At 32.8% G+C, this 19,886-nt stretch carries 14 protein-coding genes; 8 read left to right on the top strand and 6 right to left on the bottom strand.

Going from position 1 to position 19,886, the window contains the following annotated elements:
• Nucleotides 1-202: 202 nt before the first annotated feature.
• Genes thrA through thrC form a run of 4 tightly spaced genes read left to right on the top strand, consistent with a single transcriptional unit; the run spans nt 203 to nt 5,265 of the window.
• Complete coding sequence (gene thrA / locus J8M14_RS05005; protein ID WP_211073480.1) at nt 203-2,647, top strand: bifunctional aspartate kinase/homoserine dehydrogenase I; 2,445 nt, start codon at nt 203-205, stop codon at nt 2,645-2,647.
• Between the two features lie 14 nt (nt 2,648-2,661).
• A complete protein-coding gene (locus J8M14_RS05000; RefSeq protein WP_211073479.1) occupies nt 2,662-3,585 on the top strand; it encodes a homoserine kinase in 924 nt (307 codons plus the stop codon).
• 3 nt (nt 3,586-3,588) lie between these two features.
• Entirely contained in the window at nt 3,589-3,951 is a 363-nt protein-coding gene (locus J8M14_RS04995) for a RidA family protein (RefSeq protein ID WP_211073478.1), read from the top strand.
• Between the two features lie 24 nt (nt 3,952-3,975).
• Nucleotides 3,976-5,265, top strand: a complete 1,290-nt coding sequence (gene thrC / locus J8M14_RS04990; RefSeq protein ID WP_211073477.1) for a threonine synthase — start codon at nt 3,976-3,978, stop codon at nt 5,263-5,265.
• Between the two features lie 44 nt (nt 5,266-5,309).
• Here thrC and J8M14_RS04985 read toward each other — a convergent pair whose 3' ends face one another.
• Entirely contained in the window at nt 5,310-6,209 is a 900-nt protein-coding gene (locus J8M14_RS04985; RefSeq protein ID WP_211073476.1) for a M28 family peptidase, read from the bottom strand.
• Between the two features lie 84 nt (nt 6,210-6,293).
• On the opposite strand from J8M14_RS04985, the gene J8M14_RS04980 reads away from it, so the two are divergent.
• From J8M14_RS04980 to J8M14_RS04965, 4 genes are all read left to right on the top strand, one after another.
• The gene (locus J8M14_RS04980) at nt 6,294-6,884 is read left to right on the top strand and encodes a hypothetical protein (protein ID WP_211073475.1); all 591 of its coding nucleotides are present in this window, start codon (nt 6,294-6,296) and stop codon (nt 6,882-6,884) included.
• Between the two features lie 90 nt (nt 6,885-6,974).
• Nucleotides 6,975-8,006 (top strand): glutathione synthase, encoded by a 1,032-nt coding sequence (gshB, locus tag J8M14_RS04975; protein ID WP_211073474.1) that lies wholly within the window; start codon nt 6,975-6,977, stop codon nt 8,004-8,006.
• On the top strand, nt 7,999-8,829 hold the full coding sequence (locus tag J8M14_RS04970) for an N-formylglutamate amidohydrolase (RefSeq protein ID WP_211073473.1): 831 nt from the start codon (nt 7,999-8,001) through the stop codon (nt 8,827-8,829). The genes gshB and J8M14_RS04970 overlap by 8 nt, the downstream gene beginning before the upstream one ends.
• An 80-nt stretch (nt 8,830-8,909) precedes the next feature.
• Nucleotides 8,910-10,067: a flavohemoglobin expression-modulating QEGLA motif protein gene (locus J8M14_RS04965; protein WP_211073472.1), complete on the top strand. Its 1,158-nt coding sequence runs from the start codon at nt 8,910-8,912 to the stop codon at nt 10,065-10,067.
• A gap of 18 nt (nt 10,068-10,085) precedes the next feature.
• Here the strand turns inward: J8M14_RS04965 and J8M14_RS04960 are convergent, their stop codons facing one another.
• From J8M14_RS04960 to J8M14_RS04940, 5 genes are all read right to left on the bottom strand, one after another.
• Nucleotides 10,086-12,887, bottom strand: a complete 2,802-nt coding sequence (locus tag J8M14_RS04960; RefSeq protein WP_211073471.1) for a prolyl oligopeptidase family serine peptidase — start codon at nt 12,885-12,887, stop codon at nt 10,086-10,088.
• 246 nt (nt 12,888-13,133) lie between these two features.
• Nucleotides 13,134-14,624, bottom strand: coding sequence for a RagB/SusD family nutrient uptake outer membrane protein (locus J8M14_RS04955; RefSeq protein WP_211073470.1), 1,491 nt, complete (start codon nt 14,622-14,624; stop codon nt 13,134-13,136).
• Nucleotides 14,625-14,628: 4 nt separating this feature from the next.
• On the bottom strand, nt 14,629-18,096 hold the full coding sequence (locus J8M14_RS04950; RefSeq protein WP_211073469.1) for a SusC/RagA family TonB-linked outer membrane protein: 3,468 nt from the start codon (nt 18,094-18,096) through the stop codon (nt 14,629-14,631).
• Nucleotides 18,097-18,251: 155 nt separating this feature from the next.
• On the bottom strand, nt 18,252-19,232 hold the full coding sequence (locus tag J8M14_RS04945) for a FecR domain-containing protein (protein ID WP_211073468.1): 981 nt from the start codon (nt 19,230-19,232) through the stop codon (nt 18,252-18,254).
• 69 nt (nt 19,233-19,301) lie between these two features.
• Nucleotides 19,302-19,874, bottom strand: a complete 573-nt coding sequence (locus J8M14_RS04940) for an RNA polymerase sigma-70 factor (RefSeq protein WP_211073467.1) — start codon at nt 19,872-19,874, stop codon at nt 19,302-19,304.
• Nucleotides 19,875-19,886 lie beyond the last annotated feature (12 nt).

Genomic DNA, 19,886 nt, shown 5'->3' with positions numbered 1-19,886 from the left:
TTAGTGCGGTTTTAAATAATACTTCTTTAATCACCTTAGTAACGATTAAGTTCTTAGGGCTTATTTCTACTACTCGTACTTCTACTACTATTATTACCCTTAGGGGTTAATTCATTTATATATTCCGTAAAAAGTAAGTAGTTTATAATACCTAAACTACCGAAAACAAGCTTTATCTTTAATTCAAATTAAAAAATATATTATGAACGTTCTAAAATTTGGAGGTTCTTCAGTTGCAAATGCAACTACAATACAAAATGTAATAGAAATCGTAAAAAGACAATCTAAGAAAAGTCCTTTATATGTAGTTGTTTCTGCTATGGGCGGAGTAACAGATTTACTATTGCAAGCAGGAGAAGAAGCATCGACTAACAATGAAAACTATAAAAACACACTTGCCGAAATCGAAAAAAGACATATTGATGCGGTAAAAGTACTTATTCCTGTGGTTTCTCAAAGCGCAGTTATCAGTAAGGTAAAGTCAGAGCTCAACACCTTAGAGTCTTTATGTGAGGGAGTGTTTTTATTAAGTGAATTATCTGCTAAAACAGCTTCTGTAATAGCTAGTTTTGGTGAAATGCTTTCATCATATATTATTGTAGAGGCAGCTAAAGTTAAAGGACTAGATATTATATTACAGGATTCCCGAGAACTTATCACAACAACGGGTAATGCTAAAGTTGCCATCGATTATAACGAGACGAACACCAGAATAAATCAATTTGCATCCAATAATAATCATGAAGTTAGTCTTTTTCCAGGTTTTGTAGCCAGAACTCAGGAAGGAGAACCAACTACCTTAGGACGAGGTGGGTCAGATTTTACAGCAGCAATTCTGGCAGCTGCTATGAATGCTGAAGAGTTACAAATCTGGACCGACGTTAGCGGAATGTATACTGCCAATCCAAAATTGGTAAAGCAAGCCAAACCGGTACATCATATATCATATCAAGAGGCTATGGAATTATCACACTTTGGTGCTAAAGTGATATACCCTCCTACTATCCATCCTGTTTTGGAAAAAGATATTCCGATAGTCATTAAAAATACTTTTGAACCAGATGACAAAGGAACTTTGGTTACAAGAAATGTTGACAATAGGCAAAATCCGGTTACGGGGATTAGCCACATTGACCAAATTGCAATCATCTCACTTGAAGGAAGTGGTATGGTTGGTATTCCTGGATTCTCCAAACGTCTATTCGAAGCCTTATTTTTAGAAAACATAAATGTTATTCTTATTACCCAGGCTTCATCTGAGCATTCTATTTGTTTAGCTGTTGAAGCTTCAGATGCAGAAAAAGCAAAGACAATATTAGATAATGCATTCGAGTTCGAAATTTCTAAACATAAAGTTGACCCGGTAAAAATTGAAAATAATGTAGCTATTGTTGCCTTAGTTGGTGATAACATGTATCATCATCAAGGTCTTAGTGGAAAAATGTTTAGCACTCTAGGAAAAAACAATGTAAATATAAGAGCTATTGCTCAAGGAGCTTCAGAAAAAAATATATCTGTTGTTATTGAGAAAAAAGACATTAAAAAAGCGCTAAATACATTACACGAGAGATTTTTTGAAGTAAAAACAAAACAGTTAAATCTTTTTGTCACAGGTGTTGGTAATGTAGGTAGTAAATTATTAGGGCAGTTAGAACAACAAAAAAAGTACCTAAAAGACAAACTACATTTAAAAATTCGAGTAGTAGGTATGTCTAACTCAAGAAAGATGATTTTTGACGAAGGAGGAATTGATCTTACTACTTGGAAAGAAAAACTTACTAAAGGCGCAAAAGCTAATGCCAACAGTTTTTTTGACAAAGCAAAAGAAATGAATCTTCGTAATTCTATTTTTGTAGATAACACAGCAAATCCAGATATCGCAAAGATATACAAACACTACCTGGCAGAAAGTATGGCAGTTGTGACGTGTAATAAAATTGCCTGCGCAGATGAATATGCTAATTATGAAGAATTACAGGATTTATCCAGAAAATATAATGCTTCATTTTTATACGAAACTAATGTTGGAGCCGGATTACCTATTATAGATACGCTCAATAATCTTATTGCTTCAGGAGATAATATTCACAAAATACAAGCTGTATTATCAGGTAGTCTTAACTTTGTATTCAATAATTATAATGGCAATTCTACCTTTTATGATATCGTAAAACAAGCTCAAGAACAAGGATATACAGAACCTGATCCAAAAATTGATTTAAGTGGTGTTGATGTTGCTCGTAAGATTTTGATTCTTGCAAGAGAGAGTGGGAAAGTAATGGAACTTGAAAATATTAAAAACGAAGCCTTCTTGCCTGAAGAAAGTTTAGAAACTACTAGTGTTGATGATTTTTTCGAATCTTTAGAACAACACGAAACACATTTCAAAGAAATTCTTGAGGAAGCTAACAAAAAAGATTGTCGTCTAAAGTATGTAGCGCAATATGAAAATGAAAAGGCAAAAGTTGGCCTACAACATATCCCTATAGATCATCCTTTCTATAATCTAGAAGGAAGCGATAATATTGTACTTTTCTTTACTGATCGTTATCCAGAGCAACCATTGATTGTAAAAGGAGCTGGAGCTGGTGCAGAAGTTACTGCTTCAGGGATTTTTGCAGATATTATAAGAATCGGTAAAAAATAAATATTCTTCACCCTATGAAAAGTATCAAAATATTTGCTCCCGCCACTGTTGCTAACCTTTCTTGTGGTTTCGATGTATTAGGATGTTGCCTGGATAATGTGGGGGATGAAATGATTATTTCGCTTGTTTCAGAACCAGGAATAACAATTACTAAAATTGAAGGAGCAGATCTTCCTCTAGAAACTCATAAAAATGTTGCTGGGGTAGCTGTAGAAGCTTTGCTTTCTAAATATATAAAAGAAATTGGTGTAGAGATTGAAATCTATAAAAAAATCAAAGCAGGTAGTGGAATCGGAAGCAGTGCAGCAAGCAGTGCGGGAGCGGTTTGGGCTGTAAATCATTTACTAGATAATCCTTTTACTCCTCAGGAACTGGTAGAGTTTGCTATGGAAGGTGAAAAATTGGCCAGCGGTAATGCTCATGCTGATAATGTAGCTCCTGCCCTTCTTGGCGGTTTTACATTGGTACGGAGTTATCAGCCTTTGGATGTGATTAAATTAAACTCTCCAGAGGACTTGGTAATGACTGTGATTCATCCTCAAATCGAAGTAAAAACATCAGACTCACGATCTGTTATTAAACATAATGTAAGTTTAAAACAGGCAATACATCAATGGGGAAATGTTGGAGGACTTGTGGCTGGTTTGTTTACAGAAGATTACGACCTTATCGGTAGAAGCCTGGAAGATGTAATTATAGAGCCATTACGTTCCATTCTAATTCCTGAATTCGAAAATGTAAAACAAGCTGCTATCGCGAAAGGAGCCTTGGGGTGCGGGATTTCTGGCTCTGGGCCTTCCATTTTTGCATTAAGTAAAGGAATGAATACGGCAAATGAAGTTGCAGAAGATATACGAAAAGTTTATGCTAAAACAGGACTTGACTTTGATATTCATGTATCAAAAATCAATAGTCAGGGAATTAAAATAATTGACTAAACCATGAAAGAAGTAAAAAAAATATCGACTGGAGCTCCTTGGGAAGATATCGTAGGGTATTCCAGAGCTATTAAAATTGGGAATACTATAGAAATTGCCGGGACAACATCACCTGGAGCGGATGAATATGAGCAAACCGTTGGAATAATCAAAATAGCTGAAAAGGCACTAAATGATTTAGGTGCAGGTCTGGATAATGTGGTTAGAACAAGAATGTATTGTACAGATATTAATAAATGGGAAACTATTGGTAAAGCTCATGGAGAGTTTTTCAAAACCATAAAACCAGTTACCACTTTGGTCGAAGTCTCTAATCTTATTTCACCAGATATTTATGTGGAAATTGAATTTTCTGCTGTACTCTAATAATTATAAAGAATATACAATATAATGCAATATTATAGTTTAAATAACAACGCTCCCAAGGTAGCTTTTTCTGAAGCAGTTATCAAAGGATTGGCTCCCGATCGAGGGTTATATTTTCCTGAAAGTATTACTCCTCTCCCATTATCTTTTTTTGAGGATATAGAAAAACTAGATAATATAGAAATTGCATATCAGGCAATTCAACAATTTGTTGGAGATGAAATTCCTGAAGCAGAGCTGAAAGATATCCTATCTGATGTATTAAGTTTTGAATTTCCAGTTGTGGAGGTCGAAGAAAATATAGGCACACTAGAACTATTTCATGGCCCTACTATGGCTTTTAAAGATGTAGGAGCCCGTTTTATGGCTCGTTGTTTAGGATACTTCAATAGAAACAGTGACAATCACGTAACTGTTTTGGTGGCAACATCCGGAGATACTGGTGGAGCTGTAGCTAATGGTTTTCTTGGAGTAAAAGGTGTGGATGTCGTTATCCTCTATCCAACGGGAAAGGTTAGCGATATACAGGAGAAACAATTAACCACTTTAGGTCAAAACATCACAGCTTTAGAAGTAGACGGTGTATTTGATGACTGCCAGGATATGGTGAAAACAGCTTTTCTGGACAGCTCAATAACAGATCATAAGCAACTTACATCTGCCAATTCAATCAATGTAGCTCGATGGTTACCACAGTTATTTTACTTTTTATTTGCTTACAAACAAGTCAAAAGTAAAGGAAAGGATGTTGTATTTTCTGTGCCAAGTGGAAATTTCGGAAATATTTGTGCAGGAATAGTTGCTCACAAACTTGGACTTCCTGTTAAGCATTTTGTAGCATCTACTAATGTTAATGATACTGTTGTGAGATATTTAGAAACTTCTGAATATACTCCTAAACCGTCTAAAGCAACAATTTCTAATGCCATGGATGTCGGTAACCCTAGCAACTTCATTAGGATTCAAAACCTTTTTGAAAATAATTTTGAAGCTTTAAAAAATGATTTCTCTGCTTACAGTTTTGATGACCATCAAACCAGAGAAACTATGAAAAAGGTTTTTACCAACACAGGATATATTACCGATCCGCATGGAGCTGTAGGGTATTTGGGGCTAAAGGAATACGGTGTAGACAATAATGATTATGGAATTTTTTTAGAGACCGCACACCCTGTAAAGTTTTTGGATGTAGTTGAGGAAACTCTAAATACTTCTGTAGAAATACCGCCACAGATCCAAAAAGTAATGAATAAAGAAAAGAAAAGTATTGTTATAAACGATTATAAAGAATTAAAGGAGTTTTTAATTAAATAAAAACTCCTTTAAATTGTATTTCTGTATGCTAAATAATAAACAATTTATTCAGTAGCATATGATTTCATAACGTTATAAACAATATCTGTAGTCGATGCTAAGTATTTAAAATTAACAGTAGTATACTTATCCTCACTTTGGCGAACAAATGGTGAGTTATCTGCATTTCTTAATTCTGCAGTTAAAGTTACTGTGTCATAACCAAAATTAGCAAAGAATCTACTCTCTGGTGTTGCTACTGTCCTTTTGTAAATAGGTACTGGAGATTCTATACGGTATTTAGACTCTAAACCAATATTAGATGCCAGCATTTCTATAGCACGGTCCTCATCATTATCCCATCCTATATAATCTGATCTATGCATAGAATGAACATTATACTTCTCTTTTTGCAGCATTTTTGTAAACATTCTACATCCAACCATATTACTTTTCCAATGATCGAAGAAAACTACTATAAAGTTTTTATTTCTTATAGGTAGTTTTGCAATTTTTTGAGCCACATAAAAAGCTATAGCTACACCTGTTGCATTATGAACAGCTCCAGGGCTGTTTTCTACGGTATCGTAGTGGGCACCTATTATGATATACTCATCACTCCCATTGGTAGAAGGGATCTCAGCATAGATATTAGTTCCCTTAAACTGAGTTCCGCTTTTATTTTGCACATTATAATTATGGCGTTCGGCTTTAAGACCTTCGTCTTCTAAAGCATCATATAGATAGTTAGCAGTAATTTTTCGATCTGAAGCACTCGATCTGCTCTTCAGCTTTTTCTTTCCTTTTATTGGCACATGCCCTGTCAGCTTACCAACAACATCTCTTTGAATATTAATAATCTCTGCCTCCAGTCGGTCGTAGTCAGATTGAGCATTCGATAGTTGGGGCGTAAAAAATAATAATAGTAAAAGTACTCTATAATAGTTCATTTTTAATGTTTGCATTCTGTTTCCCTTTAACACAAATTTATGAAAAATCTATAATTAAACAATTTAGTATTTTTAAAATCTGAAAAAACACTGTTTACCATGTCTTTTACAAAAACCATGCCTCTTTTTTTAATATTTTTTTTATTTGTTCAATGTGGCACAGATAGCTCTGAAAAAAATATACTAGTAGCCCCTAGTGATGATTGGAGTGGCGAAGTTATAGAATTTCCTTTACAATTTGCCAATTCTTTAAAATATTCTGGTACAGAACACGTACTTTTTTCCCCAGGATGGGGTGATGAAAACGCAAAAGATTACTTCTCTTATGTGTTTTTATGGGAATTAGAAGAAAACCCTGAATTGTCTGCAGAGAAGCTAGAGTCTGAAATGGAAGTCTATTTTGATGGACTTATGAATATGGTTTCAAAGATGAATTTGAAACTTTTTAAAAAAATTCCAAAATCTAAAGCTTTCTTCGAAAAAGTAAATGATTCTGTATTTGTCGGCAAGGTTATGACCTATGATGCATTTACTACAAAAAAAGAAGTGAATCTGAATTTTATAGTAGAAAAAAACTTTTGTAATCTACAGAAAAAGCATTTAGTTTTATTCAATATTTCTCCTCAAACTTCTGAACACCAAATCTGGAAGAAAATGAAAAAAGTTTCAATTGACCTAAAATGCGAATAACCAATTCTTTTACAGTGAAAAAAAAATATTTTAAGTTTTATTTAATTTTCACATAAAAAACGTAATTTTTATTTTCAAAAAACCACACAAATGAATGTTTGCTTTTTAATGTACCCTTGGGAAGAAATAATACCGGAACAAGATACTTCTCTTACTCTTATTCACGAATGTGCTAAAAGAGGGCATGGAGTTGCCATTGCTACTCCTTCTAACCTAACGATAAGGGATAGTGTCACGTATTCCTTTTGTAAAGTGATTAATAGAACTGAAAAAGTTACTTCATCACTAAAATCATTTCATGCTAAAACTACTTTTAGAGATGAAATGCTACCATTGGCAGGATTTGATGTGATTATTTTGAGAAGTAACCCTCCTTTGGATATGATTATGCTTAATTTTCTGGATTCTGTAAAGGATGATGTATTTATTATGAATGATATTGATGGAATCAGAAGATCAAATAATAAATTGTATACGGCTGCTTTTGATGATTTAGAAACTCATTTTATACCAAGTACTCATGTGACTAAAAACAAAGACTATTTGATTAAAATGATCAAGGAAGCTCCAAATGATAAAATGATATTAAAACCTTTGAATGGTTTTGGTGGTTCAGGAGTTATTTTAATAGAAAAACGCGCAATGAGTAGTATTCGGTCTTTACTTGATTTCTATATTGATAATAAGGATGGAACTACCAATTATGTAATATTACAAGATTATATAGAAGGTGCAGACCAAGGTGATGTCCGTATTTTAATCCTTAACGGGAAAGTAATTGGCGCAATGCGCCGTATTCCGGGTGAAGATGACCATAGATCTAATGTAACTGCTGGGGGATCAGTAGCAAAACATACATTAACTAAGCAAGAAAAAGAATTATGCCGCAAAATTGGTCCAAAACTGGTTAAAGATGGATTATATTTTGTAGGTATAGATGTGATTAATGGAATGTTAGTAGAAGTTAACGTGATGAGCCCAGGAGGAATCACTTATATCAATAAAAAATATAAAGTAAAGTTACAGGAAAAGGTTATTGACTTTATTGAAGATAAAGTGGTTCAGCGTGTCAATAGATTTGACAGAAAAGCAAAACTCAGAAAAACTGTAGATAATGCTTAGGCTTTCTATTGATTCAATCATTAGCAAAATACAAGCTGAAAAGCCTTTTCATGCTATTGCAGAAGATTACTCTTTTTGGCTTAAAATAGATTCATACTCCCATTACATTTGTGGTGCCGTTCATGATGGACACCAGTTCCGAAAAGAGCTTTGGAGCAAGTGCCTTCATAGCGAATATGAGAGATGGTATGAAGAAGACCCTGCAACCAAAAATATGATACAGTCCCACCCTATTGTTATTGCCGGTTGCGATTCGCGATTCGAATATGATTTAAATAGAGCTCCCGAAGTGGCGGTATATGAGGATGCATGGGGGAAACAGCTCTGGAAAAATTCTTTAAAATCTGAAGTCAAAGAAAGATCTCTAGAAAAACATCATAATTTTTATAAAGTTGTCCACGCATTAGTTTCTAAAATCGAATCTAAATACGGTGCAGCTATCGTATATGATATACATTCATATAATTGGAGACGATGGGATCGAGAAGTACCTGTAATCAATTTAGGGACATCTAATATTGATACTATTAAATATGCTTCATATGCTGAATCTTGGCGTACTACCCTTTCTGAAATACAACTACCTTATCAAATTACAGCCACAGCCGCAATCAATGATACTTTTCAAGGCAATGGCTATTTTTTGAAATACATTACTAAACACTTTAAAAGTACATTGGTATTAGCTACCGAGTTTTCAAAAATTTATTGCCACGAATTAGAATATATCATGTATCCTGAAGTGGTTCTTGCTATAGAAAATGAATTGAAAACGAAGATTCCTGAGCATGCAAAAACGTTTTATAAAGATTTTATCCATTAAGATGGGCTGTATACTTGATAATTTCAGTTTTTTACAGTTAGTTTGCGTTTAGCTTATTCTCATATAAAGAAGAATACATTATGACTGAAGATGTTGTCGATAATTATATAGATATTATAGAAATTGATCAAAATCTTGATCGATTGGTTAAGAACATAGAACTCCTTAATTACCTTAATCCTTTAAATATAGAACAGGAAAAGAAAAGTTTCTTTGCCTGCAAATATAGATTCAATCCTGTTTTTAAGTATAGAAAGATCAAGTTTGACCCATATAAAATGCAGCGATTGTTTTTTAATCAAAGACTAGAGCGCATTGAAGATGAAGAAATCAGAAAACTATATCAGCATATTATTTATGAATATTCGGGATTAATACAGTGTATAGAAACTATTGGCCAAGGAAAAAACTTTTATTATAACTCATTAAAAGTTTTTGGTACTCCAAAGGAACGTGATGTAGAAAATGCACGTTTTATTCTTCACTTTGAAGATGAGGAACCAAACGACAACATGGTTAAGAAACATAGTGCTTCTGAAGCTGAAGCTTATTTCAGAGAATTTGGTAAACGTTATGATTTTGACTTTAATATCAAAAAATCCACACACATTTCGGCTGCGGCAATGGTCTTGAATGCTTCAGAAACACTGGTGCTAAAAAAAAACAATAAGTTTAGCGATAATGATTTAATGGTATTAGCAAACCACGAAATCGGTGTACATATGGTCACTACCTTTAACGGAAAAAGCCAGCCTCTTAAAATATTTTCAAACGGTTTTGTTAATAATACCGAAACTCAGGAAGGCTTAGCCGTTTTTAGCGAGTATATGTCCGGTTGTCTCACACTTAAAAGAATGAAAGAATTGGCCTATCGCGTTATCGCTGCGGATAGTCTGATTAAAGGGTATGATTTTAAAGATACTTTTGACCTGCTCTACAGCCAATATAAACTAGATAAGGAAACAGCTTGGCAAATTACCCTGAGAGTACATCGTGGTGGGGGTTTCACCAAAGATTATCTATATCTTACAGGTCTTAAAAAAGTTTACGATTATTACCATTCTAATCAAGATATGGATACATTATTAACCGGTAAAGTTACTCTTGAAAACAAAAATGCTATAAATAGATTACAAGAGTTGGGGTTGGCAAACAAAAGTATACACTTAACAGATTCTTTTAAGCAAAACCTCAATAAAAATAAAAAGTTAGACTTTATGCTTAGAAATTTGAAGTAGTATTATGAAGTTTTGTAATTAATCTTTGTCCATTCCATACCCAAAATCTTTACCTTTTTGAACTTGAGAAACTCCTTTGGTCATCCATTCAGGAGCAGGTTTACCTTTTAGATAATGGTCAAAAAACTGCATCATCCTTATAGAAAGATCCTGCTTGTTTTTAACCTTTTTGAGATTATGAGCCTCATCATTATATACCAATAGCCAAACAGGTTTTTGCAGCCTACGCATTCCCATAAACATTTCTATACCCTGATAATAAGGTACTGCCCCATCCTTATCATTATGCATCATAAGCAAAGGGGTTTCAATTTTAGGGATACCAAATAGTGGTGAGTTTTCTATATACAAATCGAAACCTTCCCATAAATTTTTACCAATTCTACTTTGGGACTTTTCATACTGAAAAGCTCTGCTCAATCCTGATTGCCAACGAATACCACCATATGCTGAAGTCATATTACTCACTGGAGCACCTGCCATAGCCGCTTTAAACTTATTGGTCACTGTAATCAGATAAGCTACCTGATATCCACCCCAACTTTGTCCCTGTAATGACATATTAGAACTATCAATATATCCAAGTTTTTCCAAAGCTTCAACACCAGAAACTATACAATTAAAAGCACTAGGCCCCGGCTTACCATCTTTATATACGACATCAGGCACAAACATCACATAATCATTACTTACCAAATATGATGGGTTGACAATCGAAGCACTTGGTTGAGGAGAAGAATATCGATTTAATCTATCAGAACTTTTTTCATAAAAATAAGTTATTAAAGGATATTTTTTTGAAGGGTTAAAATCTTCAGGTTTATATATAATACCTTCTAATTCTATTCCATCATATGCTTTCCATTTAAAAAGTTCGGCTGTCCCCCATTTAAAATCTTTCTGCTGAGGATTTAAATCTGTTATACGAATAGGATTCTCAAAATTTTCTGTAGTATAAATATCAGGAAAAGTATTAAAATTTTGTTTTGTAAAAACAAACCTATCAGTATTTTCGGCTTTTTTGTAAGATTGAATCAAAAAACCATTTGGCTTTATTTTCTCTATTAATTTATTATTTTCTAAAACGTATAATCCTGAAAACTTAGTAGTTTCATTAAAAGAAGTTATTAATAGATTATCTTTAATATACGAAGCGTTATTTTTCTTTTCATTATCTAGACGCCTTGTTCTATATATTATTTTATGTTTTCTACCATTTTTGGTGATATTAAGAGGTTTTGAGTCTCCATCTAAAGTCAACTTCCAAATATCAAATTTATCATACACTAAGGCATTTCCTTGCTTGTCAAAACCACCAAAACCATATGGATATGGTAAAGCAGGATGATCATCATCTTCATCATAAAAAGCTTGTTTTATATTTTTAGTAAGGTTAATTTTTTTAGCAGTATTCAAATTCAAAGAAAACCAACCTTGCTCATATATATCAAAATATAGTGCATACTTACCATCCGGAGACAGTAATGGTTGCATAGCTGCATTCTCAAGGGCTAAGCGTTTTTGTCCGGTAAGGGTATTAATAATATAATAATCCTTAGTCCACGGAATCTCCCAGGAACGTTTTATATCATAAGGTAATCCTGTAGCTCCAATTACAAATTGTTGTTCTTTAAATTCATCAAAAATAATTTCTTGAATACTTTTTTCTTGTAAATGAACATAACTATTTTTTTCTATATCAAAATATGACATGAAAGCTTCTTTACTAAGTTGTTCATATTTTGATTTCTGTTCGGGTTGGATCATTTTATCCTGCCAATTCCATATATCTACCTGAGGAATTTCTTCTTCCAGAAGTGTCGTATCTCTTTGGTATTCTTTATATGGTTTTGAATAAAAATATAATCGATTTCCATTTTCTGAGAACTCAGGAGATTGATCTCCACTTAATATCCATCCATTTTTAAGGTTATTACCTGAGGTATCCAAGAGTTTTCTAGAAACATTGTTTTCATAAAAATGAAGCTCATATCTTAAAGAATCCACAGCTGTAGAATCAGTTATTGAAATATAAGAAAACAGGTTACCTTCTTTATTTGTTGCTAATTTGTCATATATATATTTACCTGTATCAATGACCTTTTGTAATCCCGATTTTAGATCATACTGATATATTCCTATATCCCTTGCTTTTGCTTTCGCCCCTTTCTTTGGTCGATCTTTGGTTGAAGTAGTATAATAAAGTCTTTCACCATTTTCAGGAATTACAAAATCTTTTATCTGATGAATAGTATCTTTTTTCTTTGTTTGTAGCGTGTATATTAAGGCATAATTTTGTTTGAAAGCTTTAGAAAGATCTTTCTTTTTGGACTTTGATGTATCTTTTAATTTTTTATTCTTGAATTTTTCAATAACCAATAAATCTTTACCTCTCTTTGGTAATTTATAATTCTTGACTCTACTAATAGAGTCATAGATATTGTTATTTTCTACATCATATATAAACAGATCATCTTTTGTTAGATCTTCTTTCTTCACTTTTTTCTTTTTCTCCTTTCTGATATATTCATATAGAGGTTTTCTTTTAAAGACCACATATTTTTCATCATAAGATATAGAAGTATCATATCCATTAATAAAGGAGAATTTTTGTTTGGTTTCAGTATTATAAATTTCTATCAACCCATCCCCTCTACCTGTATCTGTTTCAACAGTAGTAACTACTAATTTTCCTAGATGAGATATTTTGACATCCTTAACTTCTTTCCATAAATCATAATCATTATGAGAGATTACTTTTTTTTGGGCAATAGATGTTAACGAAACACAAATGAAAAATATCGTAAAAACTCTACTCATAACATTAATTTATTTTTAAATAATAAAAAAAGAGAAGATATATCTTCAACCCTATAGCTCATTATAGCTCCTAAAATAAGCACTTTATTTGCAAGGAAGGTATAAAGACATAGTAAATAACTTTATTTTATAATGTTCTAATCAATAGATAATAATATGAGTCCAATTATATCATAGAACAATTAATTGGACTCATAAAATTGGCAAACACAAACAAATTTAGTTTCTATATTTTCTCTATTAGATTTATAATGGATTTTGTACCATATTTGGGTTAGCATCAAGCTCTAGTTGAGGAATCAACCACTCCCATCTGATGTCACCTGCAGGAACTTCTAATACATTACCTGTTAGGGCAGCATTGTGATTAGCTCCTGTTCTATCCAAAGGTAAATTAAGACGCTTCAAGTCTAAAAACCTAAAACCTTCTCCCCAAAGCTCCACTCTTCTATGAATCATAATTTCATCAATAAGAGCTTGACCTGTGTTAGAAGATAACGTATAGGCATCATCTCTAGTGCTAATTAAATCAAATAAGGCTTGAGCAGCTTGGGCGTCTAAATTCCTACGAGCATTTGCTTCTGCTTCAATTAAATACATTTCTGCAGCTCTCATATGCGGAACATCGACTCTACTATCAGAATTACTTACCGCAATAAATTTCTGACTTGTATATGGTTTTCTTTGATGTATCGAAAGTAATGATACTCCCGAAGGTAAATTTAAATGTTCTCCTGTTGGGTCCCATAATGTTTTTCTAATATCGGTATCAGATATCAAGTCATATAAATTAGAATTAATTGATCTTGGATTTCCACGAATAGCTGATGAGCTAAAATTCCTGGACATGTATCCTCCATAAGACCCAAATCTATCATTTTGATCTTCAACTATTTGGCTAGCCCACATAAACTCGGGGTTGGTCTCAGACGAAATTTGAAACCCATCTGCGTAGGTAGCTTGATCCATTAAACCAAAACCGTTTCTTGCTTCCTGTGCCATTTGAGCAGCTAATTCCCAATTCCCCATGGTTAATGCCACTCTTGCTTTAACACCTTTGGCTATATTCTGATTAAGATGTGATTTATTTGGTCTCGAATAGTTTTCCAATGCAATTATGGCAGCATCAAGGTCATTATTAATTTCTGTATACACTTCTTCAACAGTATTTCGAGCTAATTTTTCTTCTAATTCACTCTTCTTATAAGGTACTCCTAATTGAGAATTTCCTCCTCCTGCTATATATCTACCGCCATATACTTGTACCAATTGATAATGGCACCAAGCTCTATAAACTAGTGCTTGTCCTAATATAGCATCTTTATCCTCCTGTGGACCATCTGCACCTCCGATTCCATTAATTAAGACATTAGCATTGGCTATTAATGTATAATACATAAACCACGGGAACCTACTATAAAAATCAGTTTCGCTACGTCCAGCTGTCCATTTATAAACCCTATTAAACCATTGCTCTCTATGAACAATCTGATCTTCTCCCATACAATCTAGATGTATATAGTGTCCTCCTATTCCGGCATTACCTTGAGTACCCTCGTACCTAACATATAGATTTCTATGAATACCATTAAGTAAGGCAAACGCATTAGTCGTATTTCTTACAACTTCAGTAGCTGCAATCTCATCAGTGGGAACTGTTTCTAAAAAATCATCTTTGCAAGAATTTAGAACTACTATTCCAAATACTATCATCAAAATATAAATTACGTTTTTCATGGTATTAAAGTTTTAAATTTAGACCAAATGTTATTACTCTTGCTGGTGTAAAAGCATTTGAAGTGTTTCCATTAAATTGTTGTTGTACATTAAGACCTTTACGGGCATTAATGGAAAATATATTTTCCGCACTAGCATACATATTAAGGGAAGAGACACCTAGCTTTTTTGCTAAAGAACTATCAAACTGATAAGTTAGGTTCACCTGTCTTAAATTAAAAAATGAAGCGTCTGTTAACCATCTATCAGAGGTTCCACTCCATTCGCTAGCCAATGCTGCATCCATTCTGGGAACATCAGTTATATCTCCCGGTTGTTGCCAACGACCTAAAATATCTACACTTTTAGCAGCTCCATAATTACCTGAACTCATAATTGAGGCATAATTAAAATCAAGTGTATCACCTCCGAGCTGATATGTGAACAACGTAGTAAGTGAAAACTGTTTATAAGTAATTTGATTATTAATAGAACCTGTTAAATCTGGTATTGCCGATCCTGCATAATGAAACCGAGCATTATTTGCAAATGGAGTTACTGCTACTCCATTAATAATTCGTACTCCTGTAGCATTAGGATCTTCTGCGACGAATAAACCTGAACCATCTGTTGGATCCACACCATACCAGTCTCTGATCCAATAATCGAATAACCCTTTACCAACTCTCAACTTCTTTGTGCCATTAATAATCTCTTCTTGAGGTAATTTAGAAAACTCGTTTTTGAGTGTTGCACCATTAACGGTCAAGTTCCAGGAAAAATCCTTAGTTTTTAATATATCATAGGACAAGCTTATTTCAACACCTCGATTGAATAGGGTTCCAATATTCTCTAATTTACTTTCAGCTCCATCTGAAAGAGCCACAGGAACATTAAAAATCAAGTTTCTAGATTCTTTATTATAATATTCAACTGTTGCTCTAAATCTATTAAAAAGACCAAATTCCAAAGCTACATCAAAGTTAGCACTGGTTTCCCATTCCAGATCTGGAGCTCCTAAATTAGATCTAAGTACTCCGGGTTCACCTTGATTATTATTAGCTAAAGCAAATGTGGCTAATGAAGGATAATACAAATCATTATTGTCATCATCCTGAATTCTACTATTACCTAATTCTCCATAAGAACTTCTTAATTTCAATTGATTTATCCAAGAAATATTACTTATAAAATCCTCTTTGTCAATACTCCATGAGCCACCAACAGACCAAAAAGTACCCCACCTTCTCTCTTCAGCAAATCTTGGCGAACCATCTGTACGAATAGAAGAACTGAAATAATACTTACCTCCATAATTATAATTAAATCTTCCAAAATAACTTTCATCATTGACTTCATCTCTCTGAGACTCTAGATCTGTAGTATTTACAAAATTTATGAGTTCTAAATTTCCATCTGCAACTTGTAACGTACGAGTACCATTAAAATCATCAATGACCAATTGTTGACTCTCATGCCCTGCTAGAAGATCTATATTGTGCTCACCAAAATATTTATTATAATTAAATAATTGATTAAAAGCTGTTGTTTTTCTTCTTACATATTGTTTAAACCCTAAACCATCTGGAGCCCCATCTCCAATTGTTTTATTCCAGAAAAAAGTATTATAAAAATTTTGTTCTTCATAGCTAATATTTGCTCTAAAACTTAACCCATCTGCTAATGTAATATCTGCATATGACCTTAAATTAATTGCACTTCTTTCATCAAAATCAACATCTAATAATCTTTCCACTACAATATGTCTACCTGTACTTGCTCCACTTGGTCTATTGTCATTAAGATCAAATTCTCTTTCTCCGTTTTCATCCAAGATAAAATCACCAGTTACGGGATCGTGGGCAAATATTGGATAAATAGGACCTATACCTCTGGTAAATCTAAAAGCGTTTCTAAAACTTCCACTACCTCCTATATTAGCTTGGTTACCTTCTGAGCGATTTCCAGCCAAATTTGCTCCCAACTTTAGCCAAGGTTTAGCCTGAAAATTAACATTTACACGAGCTGTTATTCTTTCGAAATCTGTTTTGATCAAATACCCATCTTCATTTAAGTATCCCAAAGACACGAAATAATCAGCATTTTTGCTCGCCCCTTGATAACTCAAATCAGCATTTCTTCTAAGACCGGTTCTAGTTATAGCTCCTTCCCAATCAAAATCATTATATAATAGTTGTGCATTAGGATTCAATCTACCATCAGTCCCAACTATTTGATTATTGGGAACATTAAACGGGTTGTAGCCTAATACTGAAAATATACTGTTGGTGGCATCCAGATTCGCTGCATCGAGATCGGTTTGAGAATCAACACCAGGTATCGCGTTAGAATTTCTTAGAGCTTCCCACATAATTGGGTAATAGTCAAAAGCATCTATTCTATCATACTCAGGAATTGACCTTCCTGTAACACCAGTTGATATATTGATAGAAACTTCTCCAACTTCCGACTTACCTTTTTTTGTAGTTACAATTATAACACCATTGGTTGCTTTATTACCATAGAGTGCTGTAGAAGAAGCATCTTTAAGAATAGAGATGTTTTCTATATCAGCTGGATTGATATTATTCAATGCTCCATTAGTTGGTATACCATCAACTACATAAAGGGGTGCGTTGGATGCTGAGAAAGATCCAAAACCACGAATTCTAACATTCTGACCAGCACCTGGTTGCCCAGAAGCCGCGGTAACTATCACTCCAGGAGAAGCACCTTCAATAGCACTTGACAAATTAGCTATTGGCCTTTTAGCAATCTCTTCAGATTTTATCTGAGTTACAGAACCTGTCAAAGCTTCTTTACTAGAAACACCATATGCAACAACTACGACTTCTTCTAATGAACTTACATCCTCTTGTAGTGTAATATTTACAGTATTAGTATTAACCAAAACCTCTTGGGTAACAAAACCCACATAAGAAAAAACTAGTACATCTCCGGGTTTAGCCGCTATTGTATAATTACCATCAAAATCTGTTAGTGCACCAGCATTTGTTCCTTTAATTAAAATATTAACACCAGGCAATGGAGTGCCATCAGATGCAGAAACCACTCCTTTTACCGTAGATTGTGACACAGGAGTTTTTAGAATTTCTGAACTTCTTTTGGTTTGTTCTTTTGCTCTTTGGTCTAATTCATCCAAAAGTTTCTTGATAGCTCGCGGTGATGCTTTTGAATTTTTAGGAAATAGAACAACATGATTTTTGTAAATTTTAAAATCTATATTTGTACTCCTAAATAATCTATTTAATACTTTTTTTATTTTCTCTTTAGTAGCAGTAATTGATACTGTTTTTGATATATCAATTAAACTATTATTATAAAAAAATGTATACTCACTCTTCTGTTCTATCTCTTCTATTACTTTTTTGACAGAAACTTCATTTACAGAAATAGAAATATTTTGAGAATATGTACTAAATGAAAATAGTTTCGAAATGGTAATACAAACTAATAGGGAGTAAATTTTCATAATTCTTATGTAGCTTTTCCTCGAAAAGAAAATGCCAGATGGTTTATTTTTCATAATTTTGTTTGATTTTAATTATTCGAATTCGTAATATAATTAGATGACCTTAAGAGGATGTTGCCGCATCCTCTTTCTTTGATCATGTACCCCTTTTTTATCTATTGTGATTCCAACATAACTTTGTTATTTAGGTATTTGTAATTTATGCGTGATGAAAGTTTAAGAATTTCTAACACCTCTTCAAGTGATTGGTTATTATTAAATACACCAGTATATTTATATTGTAAAAGTGTATCCGATTTTATAATAAAATCAGCACCATATTTTCTATTCAGATCTAATACTACTTGTTTAAGAGGTGTTTGATTAAATATAAGTTTCCCTTGTTTCCAGGCAATAATATTTCTTGAGTTTACTTTCTCAATTTTAATATTACTTTTTTCTTTATTAAAAGTAGCTCGATGTGATGGCTCAAGCACAATAGGTTCTTCAATTTTCTCTTGTAATAATTCTACTTTTCCTGTTACTAATGTTGTTTCGATCTTTTCATCATCAGGATATGATTTAATATTAAATGATGTTCCCAGCACTTTCACTTTTAAATCATCTGTATGTACAATAAATGGTTTAGCTATATCTCTCTTGATATCAAAAAACGCCTCTCCTATCAAGGTTACAGATCTTGTGCTATCACTAAATCTATTTGGATAACTAAGTTTACTTTCTGCATTTAATGTAATTACAGAACCATCAGGCAATGTTACTTTCTTTTTTCCTCCCGATTTAGTACTAATATTAATTATAGAAGAATATTCTGATATCTTAACCGGATCATTTACTATTGGATTATAAGAAAAATAAGTATACAGTTGCCATGCAATTAGTGGTATTAATAATACAGCAACTATGCCCGTATATTGATACTTCTGTTTTTTTATTTTTTTAGAACAAAAAATCTGATACTTTTTCTCTATATCAATGTGATCAGAGTTATCAAATGTAGAAGCTACATATTCAGCTTTCAGATTATTATACAATTTTTGATTGTTATAATCTTTTCTTATCCATTCAATTATCCTTCTCTTTTCTTGAGAGTTTGTTTCTCCTTTAATATACTTTATGAGGTCTTTCTCTTGCATTACTTTATCGCCTTATTATTAATAAAGACGTAAAAAAAACAAGTACCCCCTATGAAATTTGTTATTTTTTTATAAAATAGATAAGAATTCTCTTAAATGAAGGCGCATATATTTAAGAGCTTTGGACATATGATTTTCCACAGTTTTAATTGAAATATCTAATTCATCTGATATTTCTTTATTTTTTAGGCCATCTATTCTACTCTTAATGAATACTTTTTGGCATTTTGCTGGAAGAAGTTTGATACATTCTTGAATTCTTTGCGCTAATTCTTTTTCAATAATTAAAGAGGTTTGCTCATCCTTTAATGCTTTGTGATTTATAAATGCTTCTAATTGTTCTATATTATTAGCACTACTGAGTTTATATTTTTTCGACCTCAAATAATCCAGACAAGAATTTTTAGTAATCTTAAAAAGATACCCATTAATATTGGTAGTAATATTCTTTCTCTTTTTCCAAGCTTTTAGAAAAACATCCTGTACTATTTCTTCTGCATCCTCTTTATTAGGAACATAGGAATATGCTACATGCAATAATTTGGTGTAGTATAAATCAAAAAGAACTTTAAAGGCTTCCTGATTACCTTCTTGTATGTTCTTGATGAAATAATGATTTGTTATTAGTATCCCCTTGTCCAATTGTAAGATAAT

This window comes from Aquimarina sp. MMG016 (genome assembly GCF_018100805.1).
GTDB lineage: Bacteria > Bacteroidota > Bacteroidia > Flavobacteriales > Flavobacteriaceae > Aquimarina.
The sequence above is the reverse complement of the archived record's forward strand: the minus strand, read 5'-3'. Positions and strand labels throughout refer to the sequence as shown.

Coding starts and splice junctions, on each gene's coding strand:
- J8M14_RS04980 (WP_211073475.1), top strand. CDS start 6,294: ATGTCTTTTACAAAAACCATGCCTCTTTTTTTAATATTTTTTTTATTT.
- J8M14_RS04985 (WP_211073476.1), bottom strand. CDS start 6,209: ATGCAAACATTAAAAATGAACTATTATAGAGTACTTTTACTATTATTA.
- J8M14_RS04965 (WP_211073472.1), top strand. CDS start 8,910: ATGACTGAAGATGTTGTCGATAATTATATAGATATTATAGAAATTGAT.
- J8M14_RS05000 (WP_211073479.1), top strand. CDS start 2,662: ATGAAAAGTATCAAAATATTTGCTCCCGCCACTGTTGCTAACCTTTCT.
- J8M14_RS04970 (WP_211073473.1), top strand. CDS start 7,999: ATGCTTAGGCTTTCTATTGATTCAATCATTAGCAAAATACAAGCTGAA.
- J8M14_RS04960 (WP_211073471.1), bottom strand. CDS start 12,887: ATGAGTAGAGTTTTTACGATATTTTTCATTTGTGTTTCGTTAACATCT.
- J8M14_RS04945 (WP_211073468.1), bottom strand. CDS start 19,232: ATGCAAGAGAAAGACCTCATAAAGTATATTAAAGGAGAAACAAACTCT.
- J8M14_RS04995 (WP_211073478.1), top strand. CDS start 3,589: ATGAAAGAAGTAAAAAAAATATCGACTGGAGCTCCTTGGGAAGATATC.
- thrA (WP_211073480.1), top strand. CDS start 203: ATGAACGTTCTAAAATTTGGAGGTTCTTCAGTTGCAAATGCAACTACA.
- J8M14_RS04955 (WP_211073470.1), bottom strand. CDS start 14,624: ATGAAAAACGTAATTTATATTTTGATGATAGTATTTGGAATAGTAGTT.
- J8M14_RS04950 (WP_211073469.1), bottom strand. CDS start 18,096: ATGAAAATTTACTCCCTATTAGTTTGTATTACCATTTCGAAACTATTT.
- gshB (WP_211073474.1), top strand. CDS start 6,975: ATGAATGTTTGCTTTTTAATGTACCCTTGGGAAGAAATAATACCGGAA.
- thrC (WP_211073477.1), top strand. CDS start 3,976: ATGCAATATTATAGTTTAAATAACAACGCTCCCAAGGTAGCTTTTTCT.